General features: G+C 67.1%; 21 protein-coding genes and 1 tRNA gene. 13 read left to right on the forward strand and 9 right to left on the reverse strand.

The features are described 5' to 3' along the window. The first annotated feature begins 8 nt into the window (after positions 1–8). Positions 9–1,268 carry an MFS transporter gene (locus tag HK401_RS01520; RefSeq protein ID WP_181272885.1) on the forward strand — a complete coding sequence of 420 codons (1,260 nt, stop codon included), beginning with the start codon at positions 9–11 and terminating at the stop codon, positions 1,266–1,268. Positions 1,269–1,400: 132 nt separating this feature from the next. After that, positions 1,401–1,898, forward strand: coding sequence for a DUF456 domain-containing protein (locus HK401_RS01525; protein ID WP_181272886.1), 498 nt, complete (start codon positions 1,401–1,403; stop codon positions 1,896–1,898). 249 nt (positions 1,899–2,147) lie between these two features. Here HK401_RS01525 and HK401_RS01530 read toward each other — a convergent pair whose 3' ends face one another. Beyond that, positions 2,148–3,314 carry an NAD(P)/FAD-dependent oxidoreductase gene (locus HK401_RS01530; RefSeq protein ID WP_181272887.1) on the reverse strand — a complete coding sequence of 389 codons (1,167 nt, stop codon included), beginning with the start codon at positions 3,312–3,314 and terminating at the stop codon, positions 2,148–2,150. 16 nt (positions 3,315–3,330) lie between these two features. Continuing rightward, entirely contained in the window at positions 3,331–4,512 is a 1,182-nt protein-coding gene (serC, locus tag HK401_RS01535; RefSeq protein WP_181272888.1) for a phosphoserine transaminase, read from the reverse strand. Between the two features lie 231 nt (positions 4,513–4,743). On the opposite strand from serC, the gene pdxH reads away from it, so the two are divergent. The 6 genes from pdxH (at position 4,744) to HK401_RS01565 (ending at position 10,067) form a co-directional block, all read left to right on the forward strand. Next, complete coding sequence (gene pdxH / locus HK401_RS01540) at positions 4,744–5,415, forward strand: pyridoxamine 5'-phosphate oxidase (protein ID WP_181272889.1); 672 nt, start codon at positions 4,744–4,746, stop codon at positions 5,413–5,415. Next, positions 5,412–5,660, forward strand: coding sequence for a hypothetical protein (locus HK401_RS01545; RefSeq protein WP_181272890.1), 249 nt, complete (start codon positions 5,412–5,414; stop codon positions 5,658–5,660). Before pdxH ends, HK401_RS01545 begins: the two co-directional genes overlap by 4 nt. Before the next feature lie 139 nt (positions 5,661–5,799). Beyond that, complete coding sequence (locus tag HK401_RS01550; protein ID WP_181272891.1) at positions 5,800–6,486, forward strand: iron-dependent transcriptional repressor DtxR; 687 nt, start codon at positions 5,800–5,802, stop codon at positions 6,484–6,486. 461 nt (positions 6,487–6,947) lie between these two features. Then, complete coding sequence (locus HK401_RS01555) at positions 6,948–7,772, forward strand: C40 family peptidase (protein ID WP_181272892.1); 825 nt, start codon at positions 6,948–6,950, stop codon at positions 7,770–7,772. 513 nt (positions 7,773–8,285) lie between these two features. Next, complete coding sequence (locus HK401_RS01560; protein ID WP_181272893.1) at positions 8,286–8,786, forward strand: HNH endonuclease; 501 nt, start codon at positions 8,286–8,288, stop codon at positions 8,784–8,786. 216 nt (positions 8,787–9,002) lie between these two features. Further along, positions 9,003–10,067: a universal stress protein gene (locus tag HK401_RS01565; protein ID WP_181272894.1), complete on the forward strand. Its 1,065-nt coding sequence runs from the start codon at positions 9,003–9,005 to the stop codon at positions 10,065–10,067. 131 nt (positions 10,068–10,198) lie between these two features. On the opposite strand, the gene HK401_RS01570 is transcribed toward HK401_RS01565, so the two are convergent. Continuing rightward, positions 10,199–10,274 (reverse strand) — tRNA-Arg (locus HK401_RS01570). 107 nt (positions 10,275–10,381) lie between these two features. On the opposite strand from HK401_RS01570, the gene HK401_RS01575 reads away from it, so the two are divergent. After that, positions 10,382–15,397, forward strand: coding sequence for a PDDEXK-like endonuclease domain-containing protein (locus HK401_RS01575; RefSeq protein ID WP_181272895.1), 5,016 nt, complete (start codon positions 10,382–10,384; stop codon positions 15,395–15,397). After that, positions 15,390–15,743, forward strand: a complete 354-nt coding sequence (locus tag HK401_RS01580) for a hypothetical protein (protein ID WP_181272896.1) — start codon at positions 15,390–15,392, stop codon at positions 15,741–15,743. Before HK401_RS01575 ends, HK401_RS01580 begins: the two co-directional genes overlap by 8 nt. Before the next feature lie 305 nt (positions 15,744–16,048). On the opposite strand, the gene mscL is transcribed toward HK401_RS01580, so the two are convergent. From mscL to HK401_RS01600, 4 genes are all read right to left on the reverse strand, one after another. Then, positions 16,049–16,510: a large conductance mechanosensitive channel protein MscL gene (gene mscL, locus HK401_RS01585; protein WP_181272897.1), complete on the reverse strand. Its 462-nt coding sequence runs from the start codon at positions 16,508–16,510 to the stop codon at positions 16,049–16,051. Positions 16,511–16,770: 260 nt separating this feature from the next. Beyond that, on the reverse strand, positions 16,771–17,400 hold the full coding sequence (locus HK401_RS01590) for an SAF domain-containing protein (protein WP_181272898.1): 630 nt from the start codon (positions 17,398–17,400) through the stop codon (positions 16,771–16,773). A 104-nt stretch (positions 17,401–17,504) separates the two neighbouring features. Then, on the reverse strand, positions 17,505–17,837 hold the full coding sequence (locus HK401_RS01595; protein WP_181272899.1) for an FmdB family zinc ribbon protein: 333 nt from the start codon (positions 17,835–17,837) through the stop codon (positions 17,505–17,507). Between the two features lie 185 nt (positions 17,838–18,022). Further along, entirely contained in the window at positions 18,023–18,832 is an 810-nt protein-coding gene (locus HK401_RS01600) for a 5-formyltetrahydrofolate cyclo-ligase (RefSeq protein ID WP_309135878.1), read from the reverse strand. A gap of 45 nt (positions 18,833–18,877) precedes the next feature. On the opposite strand from HK401_RS01600, the gene galU reads away from it, so the two are divergent. The 3 genes from galU (at position 18,878) to HK401_RS01615 (ending at position 22,664) form a co-directional block, all read left to right on the forward strand. Continuing rightward, a complete protein-coding gene (galU, locus tag HK401_RS01605) occupies positions 18,878–19,780 on the forward strand; it encodes a UTP--glucose-1-phosphate uridylyltransferase GalU (RefSeq protein WP_181272900.1) in 903 nt (300 codons plus the stop codon). A gap of 13 nt (positions 19,781–19,793) precedes the next feature. Continuing rightward, positions 19,794–20,399, forward strand: coding sequence for a GNAT family N-acetyltransferase (locus tag HK401_RS01610; protein WP_246490424.1), 606 nt, complete (start codon positions 19,794–19,796; stop codon positions 20,397–20,399). A 177-nt stretch (positions 20,400–20,576) separates the two neighbouring features. Beyond that, positions 20,577–22,664: a hypothetical protein gene (locus HK401_RS01615; RefSeq protein ID WP_181272902.1), complete on the forward strand. Its 2,088-nt coding sequence runs from the start codon at positions 20,577–20,579 to the stop codon at positions 22,662–22,664. 184 nt (positions 22,665–22,848) lie between these two features. On the opposite strand, the gene HK401_RS01620 is transcribed toward HK401_RS01615, so the two are convergent. Both HK401_RS01620 and HK401_RS01625 read right to left on the reverse strand, forming a co-directional pair. Continuing rightward, complete coding sequence (locus tag HK401_RS01620) at positions 22,849–23,358, reverse strand: putative immunity protein (protein ID WP_181272903.1); 510 nt, start codon at positions 23,356–23,358, stop codon at positions 22,849–22,851. Continuing rightward, entirely contained in the window at positions 23,355–24,182 is an 828-nt protein-coding gene (locus HK401_RS01625; protein WP_309135879.1) for an IclR family transcriptional regulator domain-containing protein, read from the reverse strand. The genes HK401_RS01620 and HK401_RS01625 overlap by 4 nt, the downstream gene beginning before the upstream one ends. Positions 24,183–24,210: the final 28 nt, after the last annotated feature.

Below are 24,210 nucleotides of genomic sequence, written 5' to 3' on the forward strand. Positions count from 1 at the left end.
CCTCCTCGATGTCCCAGACGTTCCGGTCGCTGTCGGAGCCGAACTACCGGCACTGGTTCGCCGGTGCCCTGATCTCCAACACCGGAACGTGGATGCAGCGCACGGCTCAGGACTGGATCGTCCTGACCATGCTCACGAACAACAACGCCTCGGCGTTGGGCATCACGATGGCCCTCCAGCTGGGACCCCAGCTGATCATGTTCCCGTTCGCGGGCAGCCTCGTCGACAAGTTCGACAAACGTCGCCTGCTCATGGTCACTCAGGCCCTGCTGGGCACCATCGGACTCATCCTCTTCGCCCTCGTCATCACCGATGTCATCGTGCTCTGGCACGTCTACGTGCTCGCGTTCACCCTCGGCATGCTCACGACCCTGGACAATCCGGCCCGGCAGGCCTTCGTCTCCGAACTCGTGGGGGAGAAGCTGCTGCCGAACGCGGTCAGCCTCAACTCGGCATCGTTCAACGGCGCCCGCATGCTCGGCCCCGCCGTGGCCGGTGTGCTCACTGCCCTCATCGGCGCCGGTCCGGTGTTCCTCATCAGCGGCCTCGGATTCGCCGCGACGCTGACCGTGCTGCTCCGCCTCGACAAGTCCCGGCTGCACCCCTCGGGACGACGGGGCAAGGGCGGGGTGCTCGGAGGTCTGCGGTACCTGCGCGAGCGACCGGACATCACGATCGTCCTGATCGTGCTCTTCATCGTCGCGACCTTCGGCTTCAACTTCAACATCTACACCGCGACCATGGCGAAGATCGAGTTCGGCCGCGACGCCAGCGGATTCGGCCTGCTCAACTCGGTGATGGCGATCGGCTCGGTCACGGGTGCACTGGCCTCGGCGAGGCGGGAGAAGCCGCGGCTGCGGTTCATCTTCGGTGCCGCCGGAGGCTTCGGCCTGGCCGTCGGGGTGGCGTCGCTGATGCCCAACTACTATCTCTTCGCCGGCTCACTGGTGTTCGTCGGATTCGCGTCGCTGACGATGATGACCTCGGCGAACGCCTATGTGCAGACGACGACGGCACCGAACTACCGCGGTCGAGTGATGGCCATCTATGCCGCCGTCGTCATGGGCGGCACCCCGATCGGTGCGCCGCTGGCCGGCTGGGTCGCCGACTCCTTCGGCCCACGCATGGCACTGACGGTGGGAGCAGCTTCGGGGATCATCGCCTTCGGCGTCGGGCTGGCCTGGATGATCCTGGCCAAGGACCTGCGCGTCCACCGCGACCCGAAGTCGCGGATCCGGCTGCACCTGAGCTATCAGGGTCGGCACTGAGAATAGGGCGTTCCGGTGGAAGGCGGCCGGCCCCGGACTCGGTCGGACAGGGTCGGCCCTGAACTCGGCCGGCCTTGAGGTTCGGCGATTAGAATTCGGGGGACCACCTCGGCGACGGAATTGGACCTGCTTGTGACTACTGACATCATCACCTCGGCGCTGGTCGGCGTGGCGATCCTCGTCGGCTGCGTGGGCATCATCGTGCCCGTCCTGCCCGGGTCGATCCTCATCGGCATCGCGGTGCTCATCTGGGCCATCGTCATCGGCGGACCCGCCGCCTGGATCATCTTCGCCATCGTGGCCGTCTTCGTCGCGGCCGGGATGAGCTCGTCACTCGTGCTCACCGGTCGGAAGCTCAAATCCATGCGGGTGCCCAACTCTTCGGTGCTGCTGGGCGGAGTGCTCGGAATCGTCGGCTTCTTCGTCATCCCCGTGCTCGGGCTGCCGATCGGGTTCGTGGCCGGGCTGTTCCTCGCGGAATACTCTCGACTCAAGGACGCCTCGACCGCGTGGACCTCGAGCTGGGAGTCGATCAAGGCGATCGGCCTGGGCGCCGGCATCGAATTCTGCCTCGCGCTGCTCGCCGCGCTCACCTACGGCATCGGACTGCTCATCCACTTCCTCGGGTAGGGGGTGCACTTGCTCCTGCCGGGAGCTCGGCTTTCTTGAGCAGGGAACTCCGTTTCCTCGGGCAAAGCCGCCGGGACAGTCCATCCCTCACCCTTAGCGTCAATTCGCACCGGCAGCGTCATCGCATACAGTCAGCGCCATAACGCCCCGGTGCAACGGGAGGTTATGGCGCTGACGGTGCGCGTCGCGTGATGCCTCGGCTGGTATCGCGCCCTGCGGCAGGGTCGGCAGCTGCCTCAGGACCGCAACTCACGGCGCCAGGTGGGCGATCTCCGGTGCCCCTTCGCCGAGTATCAGCCGGGCCAGCCCGTCGCCGATGAGCGGACCCATCGTGAGTCCACCGGCACCGAACCCCGAAGTCAGCCACAGTCCGTCCGCGCCCGGAACCGCTCCCGCGTAGGGCAGCGCCCCCTCGCGCGTCGACATGGGGCGCACGCCGACCCGGGTCTCGAGGACAGTCGCCTCGGCGAGTCCCGGGGCGATCCGCAGTGCGTCGTCGAGGACCTGCTTCGTGCCGGCCGCCGTCGCGCGGACGTCGAAGCCGACGCCGTCCTCCCTGGTGGCTCCCGCGACGATGCGGCCTCCGTCGAACGGGGTGATGTAGTGGTGGTCGAGCGGGTGGATCGTCGGCCACGGCGATGTGTTGACTCCGCGCAGCCCCAGATGAAGCAGCTGGCCACGCTGAGGAGCGATCCCCACCGGGTGACCGAGCCGGTCGAGGAGGTCAGCACTCCGTGCCCCACCTGCAATGACGAGCGCGTCGAAGTCCTCCATCGCCGAGGTGGTGCGCACCGACCATGTACCCCTGCCCGCAGTTTTCCCACCCGATGGGGTGATGGCCTGCGCAGAGTCGGCGACGAACCTGGCACCATGCTGGCTGGCCCCGGTGAGGATCGCATCTCGCAGAACCCGTCCGTCGACCCTTCCGCCTCCGGTGATGAGGAGTCCGGTCATATCCGGAGCGATCGGAGGAAAGAGCTCAGCCAGCTCTGCCGCATCGACGTCATGGATCTCGCCCGCGACGGACCCGGCGGCCGTGACGCGCTCACGGATGGTGACAGCCGCCTCGGCGAGGGTGTCCGGGTCGTTGTTGACGACGAGGGCACCGGACCGGCGGTAGCCGAGGTCCGGGATGCCGAGAGCACCGAGCCGTTCGAAGAACGCCGGATAGAAGTTCCCGCCGGCTGCGTACGTCTCGTAATAGGCGCCCGTGCTCGTCGACACCCACGGTGCGATGATTCCCGCGCTGGCCGCTGTCGCCTGCCCGGCCATCGCATCGTCGATGATGGTGACGTCGACGCCGCGGGAGGCGAGAGCGAAAGCGGTGCTGGCCCCGGCGATGCCGCTGCCGATGACGCCGACGCGGGCGCAGCTGTCGACGGTGCGTGCTGGTGCGTCGGTCGCGGTGCTGGTCACGGCGGGCCTCCGAGGCCTACTTCAGGGCGTCCACGACGAAGTCGATGCAGGCCAGCAGCGCCCGAACGTCGGCCGGGTCGACCGAGACGAAGGTCGCGATGCGCAGCTGATTGCGTCCGAGCTTGCGGTAGGGCTCGACGTCGACGACACCGTTTGCCCGCAGCACCGTGGCCACGGCTGCGGCATCGACGGAATCGTCGAAGTCGATGGTCGCCACGACCGACGAACGATCCGCGGGGTCCGTGACATAGGGGTGGGCCGCCTCGGCGGCATTCGCCCAGTTGTAGACGAGACCGGAGGACTCACGGGTCCGCTCGCTCGCCCAGTCCAGGCCGCCGTTGTCGTTGATCCATTCGATCTGCTCGGCCAGCAGCAGCAGGGTCGCCACGGCCGGGGTGTTGTAGGTCTGGTCCTTCCGCGAATTCTCGATCGCGGTGACCAGGTCGAGCGAGGTCGGGATCCAGCGTCCGGAGTCCTTGATCTCCTGCGCGCGGGCGATGGCGCGCGGGGACAGGATGGCCACCCACAGTCCGCCGTCGGAACCCATGTTCTTCTGCGGTGCGAAGTAGTAGACGTCGGTCTCGGCGATGTCGACGGCCAGGCCGCCGGCTCCGGAGGTCGCGTCGATGACGACGAGGGCGTCCTCGTCGATCCCCGCCGGGCGGGTGATCGTCGTGGCCACACCGGTCGAGGTCTCATTGTGGGGCCATGCGAAGACGTCGGCGGCTGATTCGCCGGTGGCCGCCTCGGCGGGGGAGGAGACGAGGCCGGCCTCGGCCAGTGCCTCGGGCGTAGGGATCGCCGAGGTGCCCGGTTCGGCGCTCAGGATGAGCGAGGATTCGAGGTGCGGGGCGGTGTCGGTAGCCTTGGCGAACTTCTGTCCGAACTCCCCGAAGGTCGCATGCGCGGCACGATTGCGCACGAGACCGAAGGCGGCGACGTCCCAGAACACGGTGGATCCGCCGTTGCCGAGCACCACCTCGTAGCCCTCGGGCAGGCTGAACAGGTCGGTCAGTCCGGAGCGGATGCGTCCGACGAGGTTCTTCACCGGCGCCTGGCGGTGGCTGGTGCCGAGCACCTCGGTCGCGGCAGCGTTCAGGGCCTCGATCTGTGCGGGGCGGATGCGGGCCGGGCCGGACCCGAAGCGTCCGTCGGCGGGCAGGAGGTTCTCTGGGATCGTTGTATTCGTCGCAGTCACGGTCGACATTCTACGGTGGGCCGTGCCCGCGCCCGCCGTCGGTCCGTCATGTGACGCGGCGACTGCGTGGGCAGGGATCGGCACGGCAACAGGTCAGCTGTGAGCACGTCAGCCGGTTCGGGGACGGCCGACGCCCGATGGTGGGCGGTCCGGGGACGCCAGGCGCGCGACGGCGGGTGCCCGGGCGGCCGCCGATATCCCAGTGTCAGACCCGCGTCGTAGAGTGAAGGTATGAGTGAGCCCGTCGATCGCCTCCCGCAGACCAGGAAGTCCTACGACTCCAGCATCTTCGATCATCCGGACACCGCGCCGCTGACCCTGTTCCGACAGTGGTACGACGAGGCGGCCGACTATGTCCGCGAACCGAATGCGATGACCGTGTCGACCCTCGACGAATGGGGTCCGAGCTCGCGCATCGTCCTGCTCAAGGGGCTCGATGAGCGCGGGTTCCTCTTCTTCACCGACTACGACTCCGCGAAGGGCCGGCAGCTGCGCGCCGATCCCCGCATCGCCGTGAACTTCCCTTGGCAGGACATGCAGCGACAGGTCCGCATCCGCGGCCTCGCCGAGGTGGCCGCTCCCGAGGATTCGGACGCGTACTTCGCCGTCCGCCCCCGTGGTTCGCAGATCGGCGCGAACGTATCCAAGCAGTCTCAGCCGGTGGCCGGCCGAGAGCAGATGCAGGCCGAATACGATGCCGCCGTGGCCGAGTTCGAAGGCAGGGACGTGCCGCGTCCGGACCACTGGGGCGGATTCCGTGTCCGTGTCTTCGAGATCGAATTCTGGCAGGGCCAGCAGAACCGGTTCCACGACCGGTGGGTCTTCCGTCGCTCCGACGGCAGCCACGAGGTCGCGAACCTCGACGATGCGACTGCGTGGACCGCCACCCGCCTTTACCCGTGAGAGCCGCTTCGCACCTGAGCGGTGTGGGTGAGCAGCGCCGGACCGCGGCCGCAGGCATCGCCGCCGTGGTGGTGAAATACTTGACCCGCTGCAAGCGTTACGGCATGGTCAGCGCCGCAGCCGGTGTCGATGATCTGTCGTTCGGCGGATGGGAGAGGGCTGAGGCGCGGAGGCGGAAGGCCTGGGAGAACGGCTCTGCGCAACTGCGTTCTCTCGACTCACGGGAATCGCTGAACGCACGATAGGATTGGGACAGAGATCGCAACGGCCGCGACCAGGAGCGCCTGGGCGGCGGTCGGCGCAGGGTCGCAACGGCCCGAATGGTGACAACGCCTGAAATGGTCCGAACGACCTGAAGACGAAGAGTGGAGTGGCTGGTCAGAAGTGAACGACCTCATTGATACAACCGAGATGTACCTCAAATCGATCATCGAGCTCGAAGAACAGTCGATCGTGCCATTGCGTGCCCGGATCGCCGAGCGTCTGGATCACTCCGGCCCCACCGTGTCGCAGACCGTGGCCCGGATGGAACGCGACGGGCTCCTTCATGTCAGCAACGACCGTCACCTCGAGCTCACCCCCGAGGGCCGCCGGATCGCCACCGATGTGATGCGCAAGCACCGTCTGGCCGAGCGTCTGCTCTCCGATGTCGTCGGGCTCGAATGGGAGCTCGTCCACGACGAGGCCTGCCGCTGGGAGCACGTGATGAGCGAGCAGGTCGAGCGCAAGCTCGTCACCCTCCTGCCCGACACCTCCTCGGGTCCCTACGGCAACCCGATCCCCGGACTCGACGTCATCGGGGGAGAGGCCTCGAAGACCACCGAGGTGGTCGACCTCGCCACCGCCGTCGGACGCGATGGGGCGAAGAAGCTGACGATCGCCTGGCTGGCCGAACCGCTGCAGGTCGACATCCACCTGCTCCAGCAGTTCCAGGTCGCCGGAGTCCTGCCGGACAGCGAAGTCGAGATCTCACGCAACGGCGAATACATCACCGTGCAGGTGCCGGGCGCTCAGGACGTGCTCGACCTGCCGCTGGAGACGGCCTCGCACGTCTTCGCCTACCGCAGCTGAACAAGACACCGCTGAGCGAGCCGCGGAGGGACGCCCGCGCGACCGGAACTGCCTGTGACTTCGACCGGAACTGCCTCCGGCTGACGCAACGTGTGCAGCCACGTGCCCGCCCTCGGTAACGAAGGGGCGGGCACATGAGTCTCGATTTGTTACAAATATCTGTGATCTATGACCCAGGGAGTGGTTCTCCACCCCCTGGGTCGAGTCGTATAACGGGAAAATGTTACGAAATCTTGAAGAGGTTTAACGCCTCTGACCTGGGCGTTTATGGAAAACATCACGGGTTCCCTCCGGCCCTTGTGACAGAAACGTGACAATTGGTCACCGATTGGTTACAGTTGTGGAGGTCGTTCACGCAATGACGACTTCGCAGCGAGAGCCGCACGCCACGCTCGCTGTGAGTTACCAAGGACCGATAGTGGCGGTTGGCCCGGAAAGCCAATAGGTACGAGAGGGAAAACGTGGCAACTAAGCAGCATGGCCGCCGCGCCGCAGATGCCAAGGTCAAGACTCCACTGACCGAGCTCACTGAACTTCTGAATGCCAACTCAGGTGTCTTCGGACGTCGCGCAGCTGTTGTTGCAGCCAGCGGTGGTCTGCTCACCGCCGCGGTGATGCCCGCCGCGGGCCAGGGTGCAGGCGACCAGAACGAGGTCTCCGCTCAGGCCGAGACCACCCAGCAGGTCGACTTCAAGAACCAGGCCGTCACCATCGGTGACGACTCCAAGGACAAGAAGGGCGAGAAGAAGGCCGACTCCTTCACCGCCGCTGACCAGACCATCACCGCCGAGGCTGCTCCGAAGCCCAAGCCGAAGCCCACCCCCACTCAGACCGCCACCGCCGACTCCGATGAGTCCGCCGGCACCTCCGACGAGGATGCCAACAGCGGCTCGTCCGACTCGGGCGAGAGCGATTCCGGCTCGGATGCCGGCTCCATCGACGGATCGAAGGCCGAGCAGGTCCTCGGTTGGGCAGCCAAGGGCGTCGGAACCCCCTACGTCATGGGCGGAACCAGCCAGGGAAGCGGCTGGGACTGCTCCGGTTACACCTCGTGGGTCTACAGCCACGTCGGCGTGAACCTGCCCCGCACCTCCGGTGCACAGAAGGGCGCAGGCCAGATCGTCTCGCAGTCCGAGGCCAAGCCCGGCGACCTCATCTGGCACCCCGGCCACGTCGGCATCTACGCCGGCGGCGGACAGATGTACGACGCGGGTTCGCCGAGCTCGGGAACCTCGAAGCGCAGCTACAGCTGGATGGGCAACGTCACTTTCATCCGCGTTCTCTGATCTAGTTCCACCGAAAGCTCCCCGTTCGACTCGACGGTCCTCGAGTCGTACGGGGAGCTTTTGCATACCCGGAATTCCCTCGCCGAGGCGGGGCGCCCGCTTTCGCCCGCGAGTTCGGGCTCGGATCCTGCAGAGGTGGGCCCCGCAGCCGCATGTGCCTTGGCGCGCCCACGCGCGCTGGCCTACGCGCGCCCGCGCGAAGTGAATGGAAGCCGAAGATTCCGTGACGCGATGTGTATGAATTGGGTCACAGGCGTCCGCGGCGTTACTCTGGAGAGGATTGAGTTCCATGAACGGTGTCGACCCGAATGGATCGACACCGCCGACCTGAAGGAAAGCAGATGGGGCAGAGTCGAATACTTCGAATAGCCGCTCCAGTCTCTGGTGCGGAGTACATACGTGTCTCCGTGCCCTCTTTCCAGGCGTCGTGCCCATGAGCACGGCGCCTTTTGTGTTCCCTGGGGCCGAGGCAGCCGGCTTCGGCCCGGAAGAGAAGAAGATGAGGGGCGAGATATGAAGACTCTCGTGCTGAATGCCGGTTACGAACCGCTGTCGATCGTGCCGTTCACACGCGCCGTGGTGCTCGTGCTGACGGGCAAGGCGACAGTGCTGGCCGCAGAGGACATTCCGGTGAGATCCGAGCACATGAGTCTCGATCAGCCCTCCGTCATCCTGCTCACCCGCTACGTCCGCCCGCCGAGCAATCGTCGCGTCTCCCTGTCCCGTCGTGGCGTTCTTCGCCGGGACAATCATCGCTGTGCCTACTGCAGCAGGGCCGCCTCGACAGTCGACCACGTCGTGCCGCGTTCCCGCGGGGGAGTCAACAGCTGGGAGAACCTCGTCGCCTGCTGCCGCGAATGCAACAACCGCAAGGGCAATCGCACATTGAGCGAGATCGGGTGGAAGCTCAACGTCCACCCGAAGGAACCCCGCCTCGGGCAGCTGTGGATGCGCGGCATCGACAAGCCCGTCGAGAAGTGGCGACCGTTCCTCGAACTCTCCCGCGCGGCCTGAAGGCCCAGTCGTTCGAGGCGCCCGGATCACCCGGGTGCGCGGGCTGGACGCTGATGTCCTGTGAGGTTCGAAGGCCCAGCATCGTCACAGATAGGGAACGGTGTTGTCCGCATTGCGGAGGAATTCGGATAACGATGTGACATACGCGAAGTCCGCGGGGTCATTGTGTTCTAGGGTGGACGAAAGAGAAGAGTTCTCCGACGTGAGGAGCTTGCCATGAGTGAGCAGGGCCGACCCCAGAACCCCGACCCGGCTCCGGCCGGTGAGCCGGAAGCCGTCATCGTCGGCATCGACGGATCCCCGCCGAGCCGCAATGCCCTGGCCTGGGCGATCCAGGAGGCTCGCTCCCTGGATCGACCGATCCGCCTCGTCGGTGCCTACACGATCCCGAGCGTCGCCGCGGCCGCGATCGATGTGTCCTATGTGCCCATCGATGACTCATCGATCCGTCAGGCCGTGACGAACACGCTCAAGGAGGCCGCCGCCGAGGTCAAAGCCGCCGGCGTCCCCGTCGAAGCCGTCATCGAGATCGGTGATGCTGCGGGCGTGCTCATCGACGAATCGAAGACCGGCTGCCTCACCGTCGTCGGCTCCCGCGGCCGGGGCGGCTTCGCCGGTCGGCTGCTCGGCACGGTCTCGAGCGCTCTGCCCGCGCACTCGGCCTGCCCGACCGTCGTCGTCCCCTCCTGCTGGGACAGCCAGGCCGACCGTCCGGCCCACCCGACATCGTCCCGCCCGATCCGCCAGGACGGCGTCGAGGTCGAGGAGCACGATCCCAACGCCGAGGCGATCGAAGGACTGCGCTTCGACGGCATGGTCGTCGTCGGCGTCGACTCGCTCGGCGCCGAATCCCCGGCGCTGTGGAAGGCCGCCAGACTCGCCGTGCGCCGCGGATCTCCGCTGCACATCGTCGCCGTGATCACGACGACGGTCATCGGCCCCGAATGGCTGCCGAGCACCGCTGACCTCGAACGTCTCGTCAACGAAGGGGCGGACAAGCTCGTCGTCGCCAAGCAGCGCCTGGCCGAAGAATTCCCCGAGCTCGACGTCACCTGGACCCTCTTCGACGGCCAGCCCGCCGAGGTGCTCGTGCGCGCCTCCGACACCGCCGAGGTGCTCGTCATCGGTTCCCGCGGACGCGGCGGCTTCGCCGGCCTCCTCCTCGGTTCGACCTCGCAGTCCGTGCTGCCGTACTCGCAGTGCCCGACGATGGTCGTGCGCGTGGCGCGCGATCACAACAAGCGCCGGAAGGACGGGGAGATCCCAGAACCCGGCCTGTGATCCGGCGGAACTGCCGGAAGACAATCGCCGAGGCGGCCGATCGAATCGATCGGCCGCCTCGGCGATTGACGGTGTTGAGTGCGGAGAAAAGGAACCCGTACCGGAACGGTGACGGTGCCCATCGGCAGTCCTGGCGCCCCCGGGCAGATTCGAACTGCCGACACCCGCTTTAGGAGAGCGGTGCTCTATCCCCTGAGCTACGGGGGCCAGGTGGTCGTCCTCAACCACGATCACCCAGTGTAGCGTAGAAGAAACCTCAGTGTTCCACGGTGTGCCAGCACCTATTGGGAGCAGATTCTCGTTAGGGTCGAATTGTGTCGGATTCCGTTGCAGACGAACAGTTCCCAGAACTCGGAGAGGTCTTCGCCGAGTGGAAGAAGCAGGCCGCCCATCTGGGCGGTCGCGACACCATGCTTCATTTCCGGGACTCGCGCGATGGCAGCATCGACCTCTCCGGTGCCCACCCGTCCGGGCTGGCGCAGCTGCTCGCCGGTCGGGCCACCCGCCTGTCGAGCCTGATCCGCGACCACGACATCCTCGCCGACGCCAGGCGTCGCGCGAAGTCCATCCGCTCAAAGGCCGAACAGCTCGACAACGAGCGCGGCATCCGCACCGCTCATCTCGCGATCGGCTTCGCCTCGTGGACGGAGAAGGATGCGAAGTTCAAGTTCAACGCGCCCGTGGTCATGCGCCACATCACGCTGGTCCCGCGGGGGTCGCGCGTCGAGGATTTCGAGATCGTGCTCGGCAACGAGATCACGATCAACCCCGCCCTCGTCCACCACCTCAGCGAGGAATACGACCTCGAGGTGCCCGTCGACGACTGGATCGAGGCAACCGGGGGTCCGCACGGCTTCGACCCGAGCCCGGCCCTCGACCGACTCCGCGATCTCGCACAGGACGTGCCCGGCCTGCGGATCAACCATCGTCTGATCATCTCGACGTTCGCGAACATCGCGAATCCGTTCTCCACCGACTACCTCCCGACCCAGCACCCTGTGCTCCGCGCCCTGGCCGGAGACGAGGATGTGCGGGCGGCACTCGGCGGGCCCTCGTACGTGCCGCAGCCGGCAGGGTCGCGTGATGCGAAGGCAGAAGGCACTCGCGAGGAGAAGGCCGCTGCGGCCGGCACTGCGAAAGAAGCGTACGAGGCGAAGGCAGCGAAGTCGCCCGTCGATGAGGGCAAGCTCGCGCGAACCAAGGCTTTCGATAAGGCCTCCGATGCGGAGCCGACGTCCAGCACTGCGGCGGAAGCCGGCGTGGATGCGAAGACTGACGCAGACGCTGAGAAGGCTGCGGAAGCGGCCGGCGACGGCACGCTCAGTGAGGGTGCCGTCGCCGGGGACAAAGCCGACAAGGATGCGTCCGCACCGAACGACAAGTCTTCGAGCACCGGGTCCTCGGCTACAGGCGATGATGAAGAGGAATACGGTCAGCCGACTGTTCCCATCACTGATGAACCGCTGACAGATGAACCGCTGACCGGATCGGCCTCAGAGGCCGAGGCCGCTGAGGCGAAGGCCGATCCCTCCGCGGGTACCGATGTTGCCACCGAGGCTGACGCCGAACCCGAAGCCCCCGGTGAGTCCGAAGCACCCGGTGCGTCCGAGTCATCCGATGAGTCCGAACCCGAATCCGCCGGTGAGGACGTCGTCCCCGCCGCGCTCAAGGAACCCATCACTCCGCTTCCCGACCGGAAGCCGCAGGAGGAGTTCCTCGTCATCGACGTCGACGGTGACCAGCAGGCCGTCGTCGATGCCGCTGTCTCCGGCCATTCCGTCGTCGTCGACACTCCGCCCGGAACCGGGGCCACCCAGGTCGCCGTCGCCGTCGCGACCACCCTGGCCCACACCGGCAAGAGCGTTCTCTTCCTCGCCCAGACCTCCGACGCGCTCGATGACTTCTCCTCCCGCCTCGGCGAGGTGGGTCTGGGCGACTTCGCCGTCGACACCCGCGAGGGCTCGGAGCACATCCGCAAGCAGCTCATCGGCCTCATCGCCTCGGCGGAGAAGTCCGAACGCCCGGATCTGTCGACGCTGCTGTCCGACCTCAACGAGCAGCGGGCGACGCTGGCCGACCACGTCTCGTCCCTTCACCGTCGCCGCGAACCCTGGGACGTCTCCGTGTACGAGACCATGCAGCACCTCGCGGAACTGACCTCGGGCGATGACTCTCCGCAGACCCCGGTCCGCTTCGACGACGACATCCTCGGTGCCAGCGACGACCGCCGCAGCGTCCTGCGCGGCAAGCTCGGCGAACTCGCCTCCCTCGGCGCCTTCACCCTCGACGTCGAAGACACCGTCTGGTTCGGTGCCGACCTCAAGTCCGTCGAAGAGGCCGAAGCCGCCCGCACCGTCGCCGAGCGCATCGGCCGGACGATCCCGGACCTCGTCGCCGCGACCGAACCCGTGCTGCAGAAGGCGAAGCTCAATCCGCGCCGCAACGTCGACGACTGGGCGCGCGCCATCCGCGTGCTGATGCGCGTGCGCAAGACCCTCGACAGCTTCGCCCCCGACATCTACGACCACCGCCTCGACGACCTCATCGCCGCCACCGGCACCGCCGAGTACCGTGCCGATGCCGGCGTCGAGATGGGCATGATGCAGCGTCGCCGGCTGAAGAAGTCCGCCCAGGAATTCCTCCGTCCCGGCGCCGAGGTCGATGACCTCCATGCCTCCCTCATCGACGTCCGCGCCCAGCGCGTGATTCTGACCGACCTCGCCGGTCACGACGGCCGCCCGCAGATCCCACGCGGCGTGCTCGAAGCCGACGAGATCCTCCAGAGCGTCGAAGCCGACATGGCGAAGCTCAGCCCGATCCTCGAGAGCACTCCTGACGGCGGCGACCTCGGTTCGATGCTCATCGAGGAGCTCCAGGCCCGCGCCGAGGCGATGGGCCGCGACTCGGAGAACCTCGCCGAACTGCCCGAACGCTCCCGCCTGCAGCGCGAACTCGACGCCGAGGGTCTCGGCGACCTCATGACCGATCTGCGTCGTCGCAAGGTCGACGACAGCCTCGTCGGCCCTGAGTTCGACCTCGCCTACTGGGCGTCGGTGCTGCAGACCATGGCCGGCGAAGATCCCGCGATCGGCCGTCACGATGGCGCCGCTCTCCACCAAGTGGCCGAAGACTTCCGCGAGAACGATCGGGCGTTCGTCGCCGCCGGTGCCTCTCGTCTGCGCTTCAACCATGCTCAGGCGTGGAAGCGCGGCATCGACGCCGACCCGATCTCCGCCGGAGTCATCAAGCAGGAGCTGCTGTCGAAGCACACCTCGGTGCAGCGGATCTCCACGCAGGCACCCGAACTGCTCACCACCCTGGCCCCGGTGTGGATGGGCAGCCCGTACACGGTGCCCGAACTTTTCTCCGCCCTGCCGCTCTTCGACGCCGTGGTCATCGCCGACGCCGGCCGCCTCTCGGTCGCCGACGTCGTCCCCGGGATCACGCGCGCCCGCCAGATCATCTCCCTCGGCGACTCCCGGCTGCTGGGTCCGCGCCCGTTCTCGATCGCGGTCGATCGGTTCGGGATGGACGATGGGAATCATCCGGACTCGGTGCAAGACCGCCTCGGCGAGTTCCTGCCGCGGATGCGGCTGTCGAACTCCTACCGGCTCTCACCGGTGGGACTGATCGACCTGGCCAATCGGCACTTCTACGATTCGACGATCTCGACGCTGCCGACGGCGCACACGGGCGAGGGCAGCGGCCTCGAATTCTCCTACGTCGCCGACGGCCGCGGCCCCACCGACATCGGAACCGGCCGGGTCGAGAGCCCCGACGCCGAGGTCAAACGCGTCGTCGAACTCGTGCTCAAGCACGCGCGGAACCGGTCGCGGGAGTCCTTGGCCGTCGTCGCGCTCACCCCGCACCACGCTCAGCGGGTGGCCACCGCGATCTCGCGGGCGATGAAGGACCTGCCCTATGTCGCGGCGTTCTTCAGCGACTCGTCGAAGGAGCCCTTCGTCGTCACCGACGCCGAACGCGTTCAGGGCATGTCCCGCGACGCCGTGATCTTCACGCTCGGCTACGGGCGCACCGTCCACGGCCGGGTCATCCACGACTTCGGTCCGCTCTCGGGACCTGACGGGCGGAGGATCCTCGCGGCGACGATGACGCGTGCCCGGAAGCGACTGACCGTGGTCTCGAGCATCGAGGCCGAGGACTTCGATCAGCACAAACTCAGTGGGGGAGCGGTCCTGCTGCCGCGGCTGCTCGAAGAGGTCGCCGCCGGCGGCGTCAGCCAGCCCGGACCGCACGGAGAGATCTACGATCCGCTGATGGGCGATATCGCCGATCGGCTGCTCCAGCTCGGCGTCGTCGCCCACGAACACTACAACGGCATCGATCTGGCCGTGGCGAACTCGACCGAGGACGAGCACGGGATGATCATCGCCGTCGCTGGTGACGGTCCCGAATATGCCTCGATGCGCAGCCTGCGCCAACGCGATCGAGTGCTGCCCGAGCAGCTGACCCGCCGCGGTTGGAAGTTCATGCGAGTGTGGTCGACGGATGCGTTCGTCGACCCGCAGTCGGAGACCGAGAAGATCTTCGAAGCCTGGCGCTCCACCGTCGAGACGATGAGCCCCCAGGCCGTGCTCAATGCCGCACGCGCCGCTTCCGTGGTCGTCGGACGTACGGGCAGCCGCCCTAAGCTCGTGCCCGGACTGCCGATGCACAAGTACACCGCCGAAGGCCTCGACCAGATGACCGACTGGATCCAGTCCGATGCTGTCGTGCGCGGCGATGGGGAGATCAAGGACCTCCTGCGCACAGCACTGGCTCAGAAGGGCAGCTCGACGCGCGGAGACTCGCAGCTGCAGGCCGCCGTCGACCGCTATCGTGAGCGTCACGCTCAGGCGAAGAAGGTCACCGGCTCCGAGGTGTTCATCCCGCGGTCCGGTTCGGCCGGACCCGTCGAGGACGAGATCCTGCCGACCTTCGACACCGGCAAGATCCGTGCCGATGAGCTCCGATCCGCCGGGCTAGTCCGAACTGCGAGCAACGACCAGGTCGCCGAGGCAGCCGATGAGTCGGACTCGGGTCCCGACGGTGGGGCGGACTCCCCTGACGAGGCTGGGTCGGGTGCTGCGGATGACGTCGCGACGTCGGACTCGGCAGATGGCGTGGCGAAGTCGGGCCCTGCGACAGGGTCGGACTCCGCGGCTGGGTCGGATGTGTCGGGTGCGGGCGCTGAGTCGAGGTCGGCTTCGGTCGTTGGCTCTGAGTCGAACTCGGCAGACGCGAAGCCGGTCGAGGCGAAGTCGGATGCCGACGAGGCGGAGAAGCGCAGCTCCGAATCGGCGACGGAGCCGAAGACCGACGATGCCTGAACAGCCGGACGAGACTGTTCCCCGCGACGGGGATCAGCAGTCCGAGGTCGAGCAGAATCGCACATCCGAAGTCGAGCAGAATCGCGCGGCCGAGGTCGAGCGGGAGCGTGAGCCCGAGGCAGAACCGGCAGCCGAGGCCGCCGGTTCCGCGGATCCCGGCCTGCCGAAAGCTCACGGCGACGCGACCGAAACCGACTCCGACGCGAGCGCTGACGCGGAGCGCCGAGCACGGCTCGAAGCAGCGAAACGACGCTATCGGGCCACTCTGCGCAACGAGGCCGAGTCCGGCGGCGGAGGGTTCAGCGAGGACTATTACCGCTCGCAGAAGCCTCCGCACTGGTCGTAAAGTCCTCTGATCGTACGATCCACTGACCGTCAGGTCCACGGATCGTCAGTTTCGCGGGTCGTCAGACCGGGTCGGACGCACCAAGCCTCGGCGGAATCGTCGTTCAAGCCGGCGCGCAGATGTGGAAAGGCGCAAGGGTCGAAAGGTGCGCGTCACCTTGAACGAGAGTGAACAGCAGCCGACACTGCGCCGGATGGGCCGGGTTTCGGCCCGGACAGTGCGCCGAACAGGCCCGGTAGTCGGTCCGGACATGAAGAAGGCCCGCTCCTTGCAGGGAGCGGGCCTTCGCCGTGGGCGACTGGGGATCAGTGTCGCGGCGGCTGGTTCGGGTCGATCGGTCCGTCGGTTGCGGGGCCCTCGGCGGGTCCGGCAGCGGCAGCGGTCTGGTTGCGCAGGATCTCGCGGATGTCGCCGAGCAGATCCTCGGCGGTCGGAGGAACTTCTTCCTCGGGGGCTCCGCGCTTACGCAGCTCGTTGAGCTTGTTCATCGGAACGATGATGATGAAGTAGACGATGGCGGCGACGATGAGGAAGTTGAGGGCCGCGGTGATGACCGCACCCAGGTCGATGGTCGTCTCCGGGACGTCCGGCTTGATCTGGAACGAAAGGGCCGGACCCTCCGCACCGCCGACAGCGGCGATGAGCGGGTTGATGATCTTGTCGGAGAAGGCGGTGACGATCGCGGTGAAGGCACCGCCGATGATGACCGCGGTGGCGAGTTCGACGACATTCCCCTGGAGAATGAAGTCTCTGAATCCCTTAAGCATTAGAGAGACCCTTTCGGTGTGTTTGTTCACTGAAATGCGCTTGAGAATTACCCAATTACGTTTCAATGGTACACAGGAGTAACACAATCTCGACAGATTTCTCCGCGATTCTCGTCACGGTTCGATCATCATCGAGCGTCTCAGGTATGTGATCAGCGGGGACACTCGCGCGGCGAGCAGGGATGCAGGCCGGTCAGCTCGGACACACGCACCGTCGCTGATGGTCGGGCGCGAGCCCTTCGGCGCCGATATCGGCTCGGTCAACGGGGCAGTATTGCGAAGCTAATCGGCAGTCCGGCGAATTCCGCGACCCGTCCGGCGTCCTCGGCAGAGAGGATGACCGATACAAGCTGACCTGATTCGGCGGCTATTCCCTCCGGCTTATCGACGAGCCGAGCGATCGTCACCTTTTCGACGACGACTTCGGACCCGCCGTCCGGAAGAGAGGAGAACAGGCGGATCTTCTGCCCCGGTTGCAAGAGGGCTGCCGAGGCGTCGTCGGCGAGGCGGATCGGCATGAGCAGGTCCCGGCTGCCCTCGGGCAGAGCCTGCTGGTCGAGCACGATCGATGCTGTCAGAGCCGACCCCTGCGACAGCCCCGCCGAGGTGTGTCGACCCTTCGCCTCGGCGATGGAGGTGAACGCCTTGTCGGGCACCAGGTCGGGCGGGAAGTCCTTGAGCGCAAGATCCTGTGAGGTGAGCTCGGCGCCGGGGGCGAGATCCGTCTTCGCTACGACCACGGCGGTTCCGGATTCGTTCGGGGTGAGCACCCAGACGATCAGGGCGCACGCACACGCAAGGCAGACGGCGGCGAGGATGCGCTGCGGGCGGATGCGAGACGATCGTGCCCACGTGGTCGACGTGCTTCGGAAACGCTGCAGGATGCCCATGGGACGACCTTGGTGCGGCCGGGACGGTCGGGCAAGGGAGCGGACTGGGCCTGTGGACGCTGATCGCTGTCCACAGGCGATCGACGCTCAAGTGGCGGCGGGTCTCAGCCTGCTGCGGGGGTGCTCGCCGCCGAGGTGCCGGACGAGGAACTGGATGCGGAGGAATCCTTCGCTGACGAGGAGTTCGCGGCATCCTTCGACGATGAGTCGGAGCTCGATGAGTTCGAGGAGTTCGAGGAGCCGACGGTGCTCGAGGTGGACGACCGGGAGTCGGTTGCGTAGAAGCCCGAACCCTTGAAGCTGATGCCCACAGTGCCGAAGACCTTCTTCAGGCGACCCTGGCATTCGGGGCAGACGGTGAGCGAGTCGTCGCTGAAGTCCTGATGAATATCAAAGGCGTGACCACAGCTCTTGCAGGCATAGGAGTAAACGGGCATTCGAGACCTTTCTTCGACGAGAAGATTATAGTGCACGCCGAGCCGTCGCCGCCGCACCGGTCCGAGATGTGCACAGGGTTATCCACACGTCAACACGTCGGAGTGGGTGCTGATTCCCCATTCTCAGTCACCAGATGAGGGTCAAAAGTGCGCGGGTGGACACGAAGGAGAGCAAGCGTCGACCGTCAGGCGGGATCGAAGGTGTGCAGGCCGGCCTCGGTGATGGCCGCGGGTATGCGGAGGTCCCAGTCCTCGGCGATGAGCCCGGTCAGCCCGAGTTCGGAGGCGAAGCAGACCCCGACAACCCGCGGCACGGATAGGGTCGGGGCCGATTCCCGTTCCACGCGCGATCCCCGCTCCATGCGCGGGCCCATTTCCACGCTTGAGCCCCTTTCCATACGCGATCCCGTTTCCGCTTCCGCCTGGTTCCCGCGGTCGAGCGGTGCCACACCGTGGGGGCCGAAAGTCCGGTCGTAGAAGCCGCCGCCGTTGCCCAAACGGGCGCCGTCGGTGCCGAACCCGAGGGCCGGGACGAAGACGAGATCCAGCCCGACCTCGGTCGTCACCAGTTCTTCCGCAGAAAAGAGCTGCGCACCGCCCTGCGGCTCTCGGATGCCCCATTTGCCCTGCGGTTCGAGAGTGCCCATCGACCCGGTGACCTCGCCGAACGCGAGCGGCTCTCCGACCTTCGTGACGACCGGCAGGAACACTGTTCCCCCTGAGGCAAGGAAACGGTCGATGGCGGGGTCGAGATCGGGTTCCCCGGAAAGAGACGCATAGGCAAGCAGGGAACGCACCGGGCGAGACGAGATGACCTCCCACGCAGCGTCGGCCACGGTCCGGGCGGAACCAGGCGCCACCTCGGCGGGGGAGACGCTGGTCCGACCTCCAGTCACGGTCCGGGCAGAACCGGTCGCTGCCTCGGCGCGGGCACGGTCTGCGCGAGCGGAACGGACGTGAGAACGCAGCTGCGCCTTGGAAGTCGATGAGTCCACGTGAGTCAGAGTATCGGGGTGGGTCCGATTCGTTAAGATGACTTCATGAGTGATGAAGTGCAGCGCACCGTTCGCAAGGCCGTGATCCCCGTCGCCGGCCTCGGAACTCGGTTCCTCCCCGCTACGAAGGCCACCCCCAAAGAGATGCTCCCCGTCGTCGACAAACCCGCGATCCAGTACGTCGTCGAAGAAGCCGTCGATGCCGGACTCCAGGACGTCCTCATGATCACCGGGCGGAACAAACGACCGCTCGAGGACCACTTCGACCGGGTCGACGGGCTCGAAGCCGCGCTCGCCCAGAAGGGCGATGACAAGAAGCTCGCCGCCGTGCGCCACCCCTCCGAACTCGCCGACATCCACTACGTCCGCCAGGGAGATCCGAAGGGCCTCGGCCACGCCGTGCTCAAGGGCCGCCAGCACGTCGGTGCCGAACCCTTCGCGGTCCTCCTCGGCGATGACCTCATCGACGAACGCAGCCCCATCCTGCCGAAGATGATCGAGGTCGCCGAGAAGACCGGCGGCAGCGTCGTCGCCCTCATGGAGGTCCCGCCCGAGGCCATCCACCTCTACGGCTGCGCGGCCGTCGAAACCACTCCCGATGACGAGGTCGTCAAGGTCACCGGCCTCGTAGAGAAGCCCGCCACCGAGGATGCTCCCTCGAACCTTGCTGTCATCGGCCGCTATGTGCTCGCCCCGGAGATCTTCGACGTCCTCGAGACCACCGAGCCCGGCCGTGGCAACGAAATCCAGCTCACCGACGCTCTTCAGGAACTCGCCGGCGATGCCGACGGTCACGGCGTCTACGGGGTCGTGTTCAAGGGTGCCCGGTATGACACCGGTGACAAGCTCGACTACCTCAAGGCCGTCGTGCAGATCGCGTGCGACCGTGACGACCTCGGCGAGGATCTCAAGGGATGGCTGCGCGACTTCGTCCCCACACTGGACTGAGCAGGGACGCCTGGTGTGGCCCGTCATCCTGACTGATCGACAGTCCGATATCGTGCTGCGACCGCTGCGCCGACGCGATGAGCAGGCGTGGCGTGAGGTTCGCCGCTTCAACCGCGACTGGCTGCGACCGTGGGATGCGACCCTGCCGGCACCCGGCCAGGAGCTGCCGGGATTCCGCACCATGGTGCGCATGCAGGACCGGCAGGCCAAACGCGGCCAGACCGTGCCCTTCGCCATCGAGGTCGGCGGGGACTTCCGCGGCCAGATCACCGTGTCCGGACTGAGCTGGGGATCCATCCTGTCCGGGCAGATCGGGTACTGGATCGACTCGCGCGTGGCCGGCCGGGGCATCACCCCGATCGCGGTGGCGATGGCCGCCGACCACTGCTTCTTCGCTCTCGGCCTCCACCGCGTCGAGATCAACATCCGTCCGGAGAATACGGCCAGCCTGCGGGTGGTCGACAAGCTCGGCTTCCGCGACGAAGGGCTGCGCACCCGATACATGCACATCGACGGACAGTGGTGCGACCACCGCACCTTCGCGCTGCTGTCCGAAGACGTCCCGCAGGGCCTGCTCGGGGCGTATCGGCACGGCACCTCCGGAGGAGCGGCGAGCTGAGCCCGTGTGCGCGGCGGGGCGCGCTGAGGATCGCGTCGGTCCGGTGCGTTCGCCCGTGCCCGCGTCGGTGCGGCGCGTGCCCGCACCACCTGGGAATTCTGTGAACTTCGCACCTGTTTGACCGACACACCACCCGCGCTCACGTCTTCGCCGATGCCTGCAACTTAGGGTGGCATTGTGGACACCAGCATCATCGTCGTCATCGCCATCGTCGTGGTCTTCGCCGTTGCTGTGCCCGCAATGATTCGGAAGTCCGCGACGGAGCTCTCGCGCGCCGAAATCGACACGGTCCCCGACAACGCGGCCGTCGTCTCCGCGACAACCCCGATTCCCGGGCACGATCATTCGGTGCGCACCCAGGTCTTCCACGACAAACCCCGCAAGACCCCGTCCGTGCCGCTGCCGGATGTCTCCCGCACCGAAGCCGCACCGCAGCTGAGCCTGTCGTCCACGCCCGAATTCTCCGTCATCGACGGTCAGGCGGAGGCGACGACCATCGCCGAGGCGGCCGATGAGTCCCAGCTCCACGTCATGCCGATCGCGGTCGGTGAGTCCCACTCGGCCTACCCGACCGAGCATCCAGCCGGCAGCTATGGCGCGGTCGCCGGTCATGGTGGAGTCACCGGGCAGGACGGGGTCGGCAACCACAGCGGGGTCGGCAATGTGCGGACGCTCCACCCTGCCGTCCACGCTGTGTTCAATGACTCCGCCCGCGGATCCGGCTCATCGGGTGGCCGGCAGAGTGATCCGCGGGCCGGGCAGGGTCGAACTGCACAGCAGCATCCGCCGCATGCGCAGTCGCCTGCGGCAGGCGCCCTATCGACGATCGGGTCGGCCGACCGAGGCGGCGCACCTGGCACCGGCGGATCGGGCACGGGCCGGGGCGGCCACCTCGGCGACGGTGTCCCGAAGGCAGACGAACCACAGATTTCCAATCCGAGCGTCGGAGACGATGAGGAACACGCGATGACTGAGCAAGCAACGACCCTGCGGGAGTCCCTGAAGTCGCTGAACACGATGGTCAGGGGATTCGCGCTGGTGTTCCTCGCGTCGGTGCTCGGCATCCTCGTCACGAGCGTGCTCGCGCTGTTCTCGGTCGTCCACATCGCGTTGGCCGGTGTCTTCCTCGGCCTCGCGGTCGTCTCCCTGTTCCTCGTGCGCACACTCAATCTGCGCAAGGCCGTAGTGAAGAAGAAGCTGCGCCGGCTCGACCGGTCGCCGCAGCGATCCGCGCAGACGGTGCCGGTGAAGAGGCAGCAGAGCCACGCGGCCGCTGGTGCCCAGGCGACGGCGACCGCGCCGGTCGACGAGCAGCCTGCCCCGGTTGCCAAGCAGTCGGCACCGTCCGCCCGGCAGGCGGCCCCGTCCACCGAGCAGCCTGCCCCGGATCGGACGACGGCACGCACCCGCACCGCGGCACGACCGGCCGCCTCGGCGTCGACCTCGAGCGGAACCGCCGCTCGGATCGCGGCGGCAGCGCAGGCGAAGAACGGATCGACGAAGGCCGCACAGGCCCGGGCCGCGATGGCCCACAGCACCGAAGCCAAGAAAGCCCGTGAGGAAGCCGACACCGGTGAGATCCCCCTCGTGCGCGTCCGCAAGGAAGCCAGCGAGGGACACACCACTCGCCAGGTCCTGCTCACCGGGCCGATCCCGGTCGTCAAGGAGGAAGCCTCCGCCGAGGCGGCCGCCGACGCCGCTGAACCGTCCACTGACGCTGCGGACTCTTCGACCGTTCGTTCCGCTGAGGATGACCCGTCCGAGACGGCGACGACTTCCGCCGAGACCCGGACCTCCGAGACCCGGGCCGCTGAGAAGGACGCGACAGAGGCTCCGGTCTCGCTCGGGTCCGACCTCGACGCCGATGCCCCCGCGGCGGAGAGCGGACGGGCCAGCGCCGACGCGGACGTGCATGCGGCACTGAACGCGGCTGCCCCGAAGGTCGACGACCCGTTCATGCAGCGACTGAAGTCCCGCGACGGATGGTCGCCGACGCCCCTGCCGGTCCCCAGCTACGTCGGCGCTCCCGAGGCCGAGCACCAGGCGCCCTCGGCGACGGCGGCTGACGCCAGTTCGTATGAGACCGAGGCGCGCAGCCGTGAGGACATCGCCGCTCAGTTCGCCGCCGAACTCGGGTACCGTCCGGAGCTCAGCGACTCCGCCCGCGAAGAAGGGCCGCTCGGACACGGACGCAAGGCGATCCGCACGAACAAGGCCGCCGACCTCGGCGCCGTCAACGACGTGCTGGCCCGCCGCCGGGCCTGACGCACTTCGGCGTGGGCGGGGGCTGACGGCCCTCGCCACGGTCGGGACTGGCCCACATCGGTGTGGTCGCGGCGCACTCGACTCGCAGCCCGGGCAGGCGTCGTATCATCGACCACTGAAGCTGCACACCTTGTTCTCAACGACTCACGTTCTTCGGTGAGTATTTCGGGGCAGGGTGTGCCGATCAGTCGGTGAAGACCGACCAGCAGAGGGCGTTCCGGCGAACCTGATCCTCGAGGACGAGCTCACGGACCTCGCCCGGGAGCCGTTGTCGCTGCCACCGAAGTTCTGACCGTCCCGCTGCGAAGTCGGACTGCTTCGGACCGCGGGCGGCCTTGATCGCATACGCGGCAGCGCCGAGGTCGTGCTCGGCGACGTGGCCGACGCAGGCCGCCTGCCCTGCCGCATAGGCGGCGAAGCGGGCCGGACCCGTGAGCGGCCTGGCCGCGCCCATCGCATGCCCGCCGGCGGCACGGGCGGTCATCATCGGCATCTCACCGGCTGTCCAGGCTCGGGCCGCGGCGATGGCCTGCTCGGGGCGGGGGTCCTCGGGGCAGACGGCTGCGAAGAATGGGAGGACGTGCTCGGCGCAGTCGGCGGCCCACAGGGCGAGGAGTCGATGATGGTCATCGGTGAGGGAGCCGCCTCGGCGAATGGTGATCATCCGCGGATCTCGGACCTCGGGGAGGATCATTGCAGACTCGCGGTCGATTCCGATCCGGGTTCCGACCGACCGCCGAAGTCATCGGCGATGGCGGCCGCGACCGCCTGTAGGCGCGGCACCAGATCGTCCTCGACCGACAGCCCCCTCAGATGAGAGGTGTGCAGTGAGACGTTGAGCGCGGCCAGGGTGTTCTGTCCGCGACGAACCGGGACGGCAAGGCCCCGTAGGCCGTCGTCGAGCTCCTGGGACACGAGGCACCATCCCTGCCTGCGGATTCGACTGAGCTCAGCCCCGAGCTCACTTGCCGAGGACACGGTGTGGTCGGTGAACGGCGTGATCTCGACTCGGTTGAGAAACTCCTCCTGAAAGGACTCGGGCAGCTCGGCGATGAGCATCCGACCCATCGACGTCGCCCACGCGGGGAGCCGATTTCCGAGATTGACCGTCACGGCGTGGAGCCTCGGCGCTGCGGCTCGCGCGATGTAGACGACGTCATCGGAGTCGAGGATGCTCAGTGTCGCAGATTCGTCGAGCTCGTTGGCGAGCCGATTGAGGTGCGGCTGCGCGACCTTCGGAAGATCGAGCCCCGCGAGGAATCCTGCTCCGATGTCGAGGACGCGGGGCGTGAGCGAATAGAGCGCCCCGTCTGCGCGGAGGTAGCCGAGGTCGACGAGGGTGAGGAGGAAACGCCGTGCCGCAGCCCTGGTGAGGCGCGTGGCCTCGGCGACCTCGGTAACCGAGAGCCGAGGGGATTCCGCGGTGAAGGCGAGTAGTACCGCCAAGGTTTTCTCGGCGGACTGGACGAAATGTCTGCCGGTCGGCGTCCGGTCGTTGAAGCTCATCGTTGAAGTCACCTCTCCAGGGTATCGGGCCAGGGCATCG

It is taken from the genome of Brevibacterium oceani (assembly GCF_013623835.1).
In the GTDB taxonomy this organism is placed as follows: domain Bacteria; phylum Actinomycetota; class Actinomycetes; order Actinomycetales; family Brevibacteriaceae; genus Brevibacterium; species Brevibacterium oceani.